At 43.3% G+C, this 8,219-nt stretch carries 11 protein-coding genes; all 11 read right to left on the bottom strand.

Annotated elements, in window-relative coordinates:
- Positions 1-144: 144 nt before the first annotated feature.
- Positions 145-381 carry a hypothetical protein gene (locus VZ94_RS19605; RefSeq protein ID WP_204369218.1) on the bottom strand — a complete coding sequence of 79 codons (237 nt, stop codon included), beginning with the start codon at positions 379-381 and terminating at the stop codon, positions 145-147.
- Between the two features lie 200 nt (positions 382-581).
- On the bottom strand, positions 582-830 hold the full coding sequence (locus VZ94_RS19600; protein ID WP_239650103.1) for a type II toxin-antitoxin system RelE family toxin: 249 nt from the start codon (positions 828-830) through the stop codon (positions 582-584).
- A gap of 42 nt (positions 831-872) precedes the next feature.
- A complete protein-coding gene (locus VZ94_RS19595) occupies positions 873-1,124 on the bottom strand; it encodes a type II toxin-antitoxin system Phd/YefM family antitoxin (protein ID WP_045780519.1) in 252 nt (83 codons plus the stop codon).
- A 332-nt stretch (positions 1,125-1,456) separates the two neighbouring features.
- The gene (locus VZ94_RS27325; RefSeq protein ID WP_239650102.1) at positions 1,457-1,690 is read right to left on the bottom strand and encodes a hypothetical protein; all 234 of its coding nucleotides are present in this window, start codon (positions 1,688-1,690) and stop codon (positions 1,457-1,459) included.
- Positions 1,691-1,718: 28 nt separating this feature from the next.
- On the bottom strand, positions 1,719-2,099 hold the full coding sequence (locus tag VZ94_RS27320) for a hypothetical protein (protein WP_204369217.1): 381 nt from the start codon (positions 2,097-2,099) through the stop codon (positions 1,719-1,721).
- The gene (locus VZ94_RS27315) at positions 2,083-2,649 is read right to left on the bottom strand and encodes a PIN domain-containing protein (protein ID WP_204369216.1); all 567 of its coding nucleotides are present in this window, start codon (positions 2,647-2,649) and stop codon (positions 2,083-2,085) included. Before VZ94_RS27315 ends, VZ94_RS27320 begins: the two co-directional genes overlap by 17 nt.
- A 7-nt stretch (positions 2,650-2,656) precedes the next feature.
- Complete coding sequence (locus VZ94_RS27310; RefSeq protein WP_045780518.1) at positions 2,657-3,193, bottom strand: DUF262 domain-containing protein; 537 nt, start codon at positions 3,191-3,193, stop codon at positions 2,657-2,659.
- An 835-nt stretch (positions 3,194-4,028) separates the two neighbouring features.
- On the bottom strand, positions 4,029-6,047 hold the full coding sequence (gene purL / locus VZ94_RS32585) for a phosphoribosylformylglycinamidine synthase (RefSeq protein ID WP_338040547.1): 2,019 nt from the start codon (positions 6,045-6,047) through the stop codon (positions 4,029-4,031).
- A 219-nt stretch (positions 6,048-6,266) separates the two neighbouring features.
- Positions 6,267-7,682, bottom strand: coding sequence for a phosphoribosylformylglycinamidine synthase-related protein (locus VZ94_RS32580; protein ID WP_338040546.1), 1,416 nt, complete (start codon positions 7,680-7,682; stop codon positions 6,267-6,269).
- Positions 7,645-7,902 carry a hypothetical protein gene (locus VZ94_RS32575; protein ID WP_338040545.1) on the bottom strand — a complete coding sequence of 86 codons (258 nt, stop codon included), beginning with the start codon at positions 7,900-7,902 and terminating at the stop codon, positions 7,645-7,647. Before VZ94_RS32575 ends, VZ94_RS32580 begins: the two co-directional genes overlap by 38 nt.
- A gap of 64 nt (positions 7,903-7,966) precedes the next feature.
- Positions 7,967-8,219: hypothetical protein (locus VZ94_RS27305; protein ID WP_045780516.1), on the bottom strand; the 253-nt coding region annotated here is incomplete at its 5' end.

Raw genomic sequence — 8,219 nt, 5'->3', positions numbered from 1 at the left:
ACCAATCAGAAAGCCATAGTTTTACATACCCGTCATTCCGGCAGGGATTGCCGGAATCCAGTGCCATGGATGGCGCTCTTCAAGTCCCCCTGTGTTCTTGGCAATCCATGCCGAGATGACGACCCGGAGACGAACTACGGTTCTCTAATTGGGCGGGCTATAATAAGGCGACAGCATCGCTATGTTGGCTTCTTGAGTGATTTCGCCATCAAACAGTTTGACTGACAGATTGCCATTGACTTGTTTGGCAAAAGGAATCAATAAGCCGTCAATATAGTTTTGCGCATTTTCTACTGAATCGAATTCGTAAAACCCGCCTACGGTTTTCGTGTTCAAGCCACTTAACCAAGTTTTTGATTTCAAACCTTTATATTTTTTCATCTCGACATTAATCGGCTCCCAATCGATTTGCTCAAAGGGAATAGCAACTTGAAACTCAGCATATAAAAAACGTTTTTTTCATTTTGGTTCTCAGTTTGTTATTTATTGCAATTGATTCTTTAAAGTGGGGGTAAATTCAGTGCGTAAGACAGTTTCGCGACAGCAAACCGCCATCGGTGTGCCTCGAAACGGCAGATTGCCTATCGGCGAATCCGACTTACCGCGTTTTTTGCTTTATTGTAAACCTCATTATTTTCCCTTTTACCTACGGCAATAACAAAAACAACGATTTCTTGATCATCCACTTCATAAACAAGCCGATAACCTGCTGAGCGAAGTTTAATTTTATAAGCACAATCAAAATCACGTAACTTATTGGATTGAATATGAGGATTTTCCAAGCATTTTTTCAATTTACTTTTAAACTGAACTTTAATGCTATTATCCAAACTATCCCACTCTCTTTTTTTGCGCTTGGCAAAAATTTTAATTTATAAGTCATCAAGCGATACTTCAATGGCCAAATGCCTTTCTGCTTGCCTTGCCTTGACCAGTTCACCTAACTCATAATCTTCTAATTTATCCATTAGCAACTCGTATACTTCTGCAGGGACAAGATAGGCTGTTGGAAGATTATGGTTGAGAATAGCGATAGCCTCCCCTTCGGCTTTGTTTAATAAAGCCGTTGGATTTTTCTTTAGTTCAGAAATACTTGCGCTAAATGAAGCCAATATTTGTTGCATAAATACACCACAATAAACACTAAATTAAGTGCTTATATTAGCCCTTTATTTGAGAAATGCAAACTTGGCTGTTGTGCGGAGCCTAACTATTGATTAGCGCGTAGGGTGGTTTCGCGACAGCAAACCGCCATCGGTGTACCCCGAAACGGCGGATTGCCTATCGGCGAATCCACCTTACCGCGTTTGAAAGACTTGTTTTGCTAAATCTATGCCTACTCGTTTAATATTCATTTGGGATTCCTCCGCCGTTTTGTCTGATACCTTAATCATATCAGTCTGGCACCTCGATGCCGATAGGTAGGAGGAGTCCATCCCATTGCCTTACCGCGTTGTTATGCTATTAAATTTTCTGACTGCAGAAATTCAAAAAACCTGTCCAAGATATTCTTGTTACGTTCAATTACTTGTTTCTCTTCAAATTCATCGTAACCAATGAGATCAACTATTTCAGCGATTTTACTCGGGTCTTTGTAACTTCCACGCCGCTGCTCACCACTATATATTTTCTTTTTGTCTTTAAATCGGTAGTCTGAGGCTTTGATATTAATACTGCTTTCAAGCAACACTTTATTTCCTAATGAATCAAGATTACTTTCAGTTTTTAAGCCTTTTTTCCATTTCTTGTCGCTTTTTCGAATAGATATGTTCTAAGTGAAAAATTTCACTCAAGCCTAGAAGATTCTGGTTAGGAAAAGTAAAAGCATACCAAGTAATCATTGAGCGTGTTGCGCTCCTTTGATTAGTGAAGACGTAATTTTCAAAAGAAGTACGTGCTTGAAATCCGTTAAACTTATATTTAGAAAATGTGGCTTCACCACCATTTACGATATTAACCATCTCATCATATACAGGTGTACGCAATGCATTTACGCCGGGATTGGTGATAGCATAAGCAAAAATAAAAGCGGTAATTTTATCCAAAAACTTGCAGAACTTTGCTTCCTCCAGCATTCCATCTTCAGTTCTGTTTTGCAAAAAAATATACGGATGTTATATGTTGCCACATCCCATTCGGAGCATAATTCAGTACAAAAAACTTCTTGAGAACATTGTCCGAAAATTGTTTTTTATCTTGATCGGATACGCTTTCCCAAAACAACGCAAGTGCCTTCAGCTCATCAATTGTATTGGATTGTTTTAGATACTGGTACTTATTACGCTCATAGAATTTTCGCAAGGCTTCAGTTGTTGAGCTTTTGTTCCCTTCTTTAGCACGTAAGAAATACATATAACGTGCAAATAAATCATCCATCGGTGTCCCAGTGATTGGCTTGAATACTGAGTTTGTTATTTCCTCAAGCTTTTTCCACTCAGTAATAAACTCATCTTTACTGCCGAGGGAGCCATAGTATTTATAGAATTGAGCTTTGAATATATCAGCATCTGACAGTGGCAGACCACGATCATTAAGAGTCGAGAAAATACGAAGTGCCGTGTCCTGCGACTCAGCCTCAATAGGAAGAAGGATGCAATTGCCCAGAATACGGGCAGGCAAATAGGGGAAATAAGCCGGAAATGTTTGCAAAAAATCATCAATTTTTTTCTGGAAAAAATTGATAGTTCAAAACATATTGACTCTTACTGCCCTGTTTAACTATTCCGGTACGAAGCAGTTCAAGAAATTCTTCTTTGTCATTATCTGTGGCTACTTCAGAATCTATTTTAAGCGTATTTTTATCAGCGTTATCGAACTCATCAGTTTTCCAAATACACTTTTCAATCCGAGCGCGGGTACTTTTTGAGTTGCTGTCTTGCATATTAGCGAATTTGTCGTAAAAAGCCCGCAAGATAAGCATTAATGTAGTAAGTCGCTGCTGACCATCAATAACTTCTGATTTACCATCTTCGTTTTTATAGGTAACAATAGAGCCAAGAAAATACTCTTCATTTTTATCAAATGCTTCGTAATTATTATCAGGGAATGAGAATAAAAAAATATCATCCCAAAGGGTTTGGCATTGTTCATCATTCCACGCATAAGGGCGTTGGTAGTCTGGTATAAGAAAATCTGCCTTTCTGTCCGAAAGCAGATCGAATATAGTTTTTTGATCTACATTGAGTTTTGACATGCTATTTTCCTATGGTTGTATTGCATAACGTAAAGCTAAGAGGCGCGAAACATCCCTTTGAGCGCAATGTTATGCATATTCAGAGCCATTCATGGCGAGTATGAATAAGTCCGTTGATGACAGTTTGTACGGTTTTGTTTTGTGTTTGCTTTTGTTATCCCATATCCTGCATTTAGAAAGAGATATTCGTTTTGATTCACCAGATGAATCATGCGTAATCAGACTCTTGTCCGTAACTTTTCTTAAAACTGTCCAGTGACTATACCTGTCAGAGTCATCAATCCTAGAATGCTCGTACCCTAAGATTGCAACACTTTCGGAACCAACTGAGCAACTCATAATTTTTTCATGCATTTCAAGCAATGTAACTGCTGGCCTGTTCCAAAATGGTCTGTAAATAGAGCATTCAAGCTGCAATCGATTTATTGTTTCGGTTAGGATTTTATTGAGTTTTCCGCGATACATTCCATTGATGAACGTATTGGCGTCACCATATTCTTTAATGTAATACGAAAACATTGCATAAAATATTTCGTCGACGGGAATATCAGGAAACAGCAAAGATAATGAGTTCCCTATTGAGTAAAATCCGCATGCCCCATCAAAATCACCCTGTCGTGAAGGAGAACAAGCTGTCATGTAAAATATAGTCCCCTTTGTGATGTATCACTAATAATTAGATATTTTCAGCATATCTACTGAAAATATCGACAATCATTTAACCAATTGATCTGCATATCATTCTCCTTTCTGTATACCGTAAGTGATAGTAGAAATTTCAGTCTAACACACGAATTTAAGCATTTGAACAACTAAAACAAACATCTACAGCTACCTATCCCACCCACACCCTAGCATTACTAAACATTCTAAACCAAGCGCCGTTTTCGCCCCAGTGCGTTGGATGCCAAGAGTTTTGCACGGCTCTAAAGCAGCGTTCTGGATGCGGCATTAAGATGGTTGCACGACCATCGGCGCTGGTTAAGCCGGTTATGCCTAATGGCGAGCCGTTGGGGTTGGCGGGGAAGGCTTGGGTTTTGAGTCCGTAATTGTTGACATAGCAGAGTGCGACTTGTTGGGCAGTAAAGGCGTCATGGGCGCTACCGGTAAATTCAGCGCGGCCTTCACCGTGTGCGACGACAACCGGTAATCTTGAGCCAGCCATGCCGGTAAAGAACAGCGAGGGCGATGCTTGCACTTCGACCATAGCGACACGAGCTTCAAATTGTTCTGAGGTGTTGCGGACAAAGCGCGGCCAGTGTTGAGTGCCGGGTATGATGCTGGCTAAATGTGAGAGCATTTGGCAGCCATTGCATACACCTAAGCTAAATGTATTCTGGCGCGCGAAAAAAGCACTAAATTCATCAAAGGCTCGGCTATTGTAAAGTATGGATTTTGCCCAGCCGCCGCCAGCGCCTAACACGTCACCGTAAGAGAAGCCGCCACAGGCGACTAAGCCTATGAAGTCGGCTAAGTTGACTCGGCCCGATAAAATATCGCTCATGTGTACGTCTATCGCGCTAAAACCGGCACGGTCAAATGCAGCTGCCATTTCCACATGACCGTTCACGCCTTGTTCGCGCAAGATAGCCACTTTAGGTTTTGCTCCGCCAATAAACGGCAAGCTGAGGTTTTCGTTATGGTCAAAGCTTAGCTGAACGCTGAGTCCAGGGTCATAATCGTCGGCTATAGCTAGATATTGTTGTTTAGCGGCGTCTGGATTATCACGTAACGCTTGCATGTGGTAGCTAAGTTCAGACCAGCATGCTTGTAATTCGGCACGGCTGGCTTGATAAAGCGTTTGACCTTGTTGTTGAATAACCAGCTCTTGTTTGGACTGTAGGCTAGCAATAACGTGTATGCAATCAACCAGCCCGGCATCGGTAAATTCTTTGACAACGGTATCAACCTCATCGGCGCGCACTTGCAGCACCGCGCCTAATTCTTCGTTAAATAACGCCGCCATAACGTTATCGCCGAGTGAATCTAGGTTTAAGCAAATACCTAAACGGCTGGCAAATAGCATTTCAGCGAGCACCGCTAATAGACCACCGTCAGAGCGGTCGTGGTACGCGAGCAGGCGGTTTTGGTGGTTTAATAACTGTACAACGTCAAAAAATGCTTTTAAACGCTTTGGCTCATCTAAATCAGGGCAATCATCGCCTTGTTGATTGTAAACTTGCGCTAAAACTGAGCCACCTAAACGATTTTTACCGGCAGCTAAATCGATTAATAATAAACGACTATTCGTGTCGGCTTGCAGCTCTGGTGTTAAGGTTTTGCGTATATCGACGACTGGTGCAAAGGCGCTGATGATTAGTGATAACGGTGCAAGCATGGTTTTATCGGCTTGCTCGTCTTGCCATACCGTTTTCATCGATAACGAGTCTTTACCGACCGGGATTGCTAAACCTAATTCTGGGCATAATTCCATGCCTATGGTTTTTACCGTGTCAAATAAGGCAAGGTCTTGGTCGTTAATACCGGTGGCAGCCATCCAGTTGGCGGATAATTTAATATCGCTGAGTTTGTCTATGCGCGCGGCGGCGATGTTGGTAATCGCTTCGCCTATGGCAATACGTCCTGAAGCTGGCGCGTCAGTAACAGCAATCGGTGTGCGCTCGCCCATAGCCATGGCTTCGCCTAAGTAACTATCGAAACCTGCTGCGGTAATGGCAACATCAGCGACAGGAACTTGCCAAGGCCCTACCATTTGATCGCGTGCGACTAAGCCGGTGACGGAGCGGTCGCCGATATGAATCAAAAAGCTTTTGTCAGCAACGGCTGGAAAGGCTAACACTCGCTTGACCGCTTCTTCTAATGATGGGGTGTTATTGGCTAACCAAGCCGACATGGTGCCTGTGGCCGGGCGTTTTTTTGCGTACAACGGTTTTTTGCATTTTTGGCGCTTTTCCGAACAGCACCGGCATAGGCATATTAATCGGTTGCTCGCCTAATAAGGCATCGTTTAAGCAGAGTTGTTCGACGTCGGTCGCTTCTCCTAAGACGGCAAACAGGCAGCGTTCACGTTCACAAAAGGCTTTAAATTGTTCTAACGATTCAGGTTTTATCGCTAGTACATAACGCTCCTGGCTTCGTTACACCAAATTTGCATAGGTGACATTGCCAAATCGGTATTAGGAATCGTGCGTAATTCAAAGCAACCGCCGCGCCCGCTGTCATGAATAATTTCAGGCACGGCATTGGACAAACCGCCTGCGCCCACATCGTGAATTGAAATAATAGGCGAGTGTTCGCCTAAGGCATTACAGTGGTTAATGACTTCTTGGCAACGCCGTTGCATTTCGGGATTACCGCGTTGCACCGAGGCAAAATCAAGTGCTTCAGAAGCCGAGCCTGACGCTTGAGAAGAGGCCGCGCCGCCACCTAAGCCGATTAACATCGCAGGCCCGCCTAAAACAATGATGAGCGCGCCTGGCGGAATCGTGTGTTTATCGCAGAGCATAGGCCGTATTGCACCCATGCCTCCAGCAATCATAATAGGTTTATGGTAGCCATAATAGACGTTGTCGTTTTCGCTTGATGGGCTTTCAAAGGTGCGAAAATAGCCTGCTAGATTAGGTCTGCCGAATTCGTTATTAAACGCTGCACTGCCTAAAGGCGCTTCTAGCATAATATCTAGGGCTGAAGCGATGCGGTTAGGTTTGCCAATATCGGTTTCCCAAGGTTGGTTATAACCTGGAATTTTTAAATGCGATACCGAAAAGCCGACTAAGCCTGCTTTAGTCACAGAGCCGCGCCCGGTTGCGCCTTCATCGCGAATTTCACCACCGGCACCGGTCGCTGCGCCTGGAAAAGGGGAAATCGCAGTAGGATGGTTATGCGTTTCGACTTTCATCAAGATGTGCGCAGTTTCTTGGTTGTAGTCATACAACCCGGTATCTGGGGAACGCAAAAACACGTTAACGTTATGTCCTTCAATAATCGCGGCGTTATCGTGGTAGGCGGACAAAATAGCGTCGGGGCTTTGTTGTTTAGTATGTCTAATCATGTTGAATAACGACAACGGCTGCGCCACGTCGTCGATTGTCCAATCGGCATTAAAGATTTTATGCCGACAATGCTCAGAATTAGCCTGCGCAAACATCATCAATTCAACATCACTAGGATTTCTACCTAAGTCTTGGAAGCTCGCTGCTAAATAATCAATTTCATCATTGGATAACGCTAAACCTAGGGTTTGATTGGCGGTGATAAGGGCGTCTTTGCCTTGTTCTAACAAGGCTATCGTGTTTAAGCGTTGCGGTTGTTGTTCGCTGAATAAATCCGCACTGTCATAACCGATTAACGCTGATTGCGTCATGCGGTCATGCAATAAGCCTAATAACGCTTCAGGAATCGAGCTAATACCGCTTAACTCATATAGAACTCCATGCTCTATGCGTTTAATCGTTGTTAAGCCGCAGTTTTGCGCAATTTCAGTGGCTTTACTAGACCAAGGCGACTGTGTACCTAAAACGCGGCACAATGAGTGCGCAAACGCTATCTAGCTGCTCTTGAGCAGGTTGAATATTAAGCAGTGCATGTAAAATCTGCTCGTGCTCATAGGATAACGGCTGATTAACATCGATGAAGTACACATTGCGGGCTGACACAGTAGTAATCTCAGGCGCTAAGGCTTGCAATTGGCGTAACAATTGTTGGATACGAAAATCAGATAAAGCAGAAGAGCCAAGCAGTTTTAACATAAGATTTTGAAGGATAAAGAGATTGATGAGTCTGGGTTAAGCCATAGGTAACGCGTCACTGCTATTAAGTTAAGGAATAAATATTAATATTCATGAGGTTACGATTGTGTTTTTGTAGTACATAGCAATCGTAGGTCGGGTTAGCGATAGCGTAACCCGACAACATCGGAGCGATATATGTTGGGTTACGCTGCCGCTCGGCAACTGCTCCTGCGTTGCTAAGCCACATGGATGTGGTGAATGCAGAAAACGCAGGAGCGGTTTTCTGTCTACCTCCTGCATCCATGCAGTCGTAACCAACCCATACCATTCTAATC

This window comes from Methylocucumis oryzae (genome assembly GCF_000963695.1).
Lineage (GTDB): Bacteria > Pseudomonadota > Gammaproteobacteria > Methylococcales > Methylomonadaceae > Methylovulum > Methylovulum oryzae.
The sequence above is the reverse complement of the archived record's forward strand: the minus strand, read 5'-3'. Positions and strand labels throughout refer to the sequence as shown.

What these genes read in the sequence shown, in the direction of transcription:
- VZ94_RS19605 (WP_204369218.1), bottom strand. Translation starts at nt 381, where the DNA reads ATGAAAAAATATAAAGGTTTGAAATCAAAAACTTGGTTAAGTGGCTTG.
- VZ94_RS19595 (WP_045780519.1), bottom strand. Translation starts at nt 1,124, where the DNA reads ATGCAACAAATATTGGCTTCATTTAGCGCAAGTATTTCTGAACTAAAG.
- VZ94_RS27310 (WP_045780518.1), bottom strand. Translation starts at nt 3,193, where the DNA reads ATGTCAAAACTCAATGTAGATCAAAAAACTATATTCGATCTGCTTTCG.
- purL (WP_338040547.1), bottom strand. Translation starts at nt 6,047, where the DNA reads ATGTCGGCTTGGTTAGCCAATAACACCCCATCATTAGAAGAAGCGGTC.
- VZ94_RS32575 (WP_338040545.1), bottom strand. Translation starts at nt 7,902, where the DNA reads ATGTTAAAACTGCTTGGCTCTTCTGCTTTATCTGATTTTCGTATCCAA.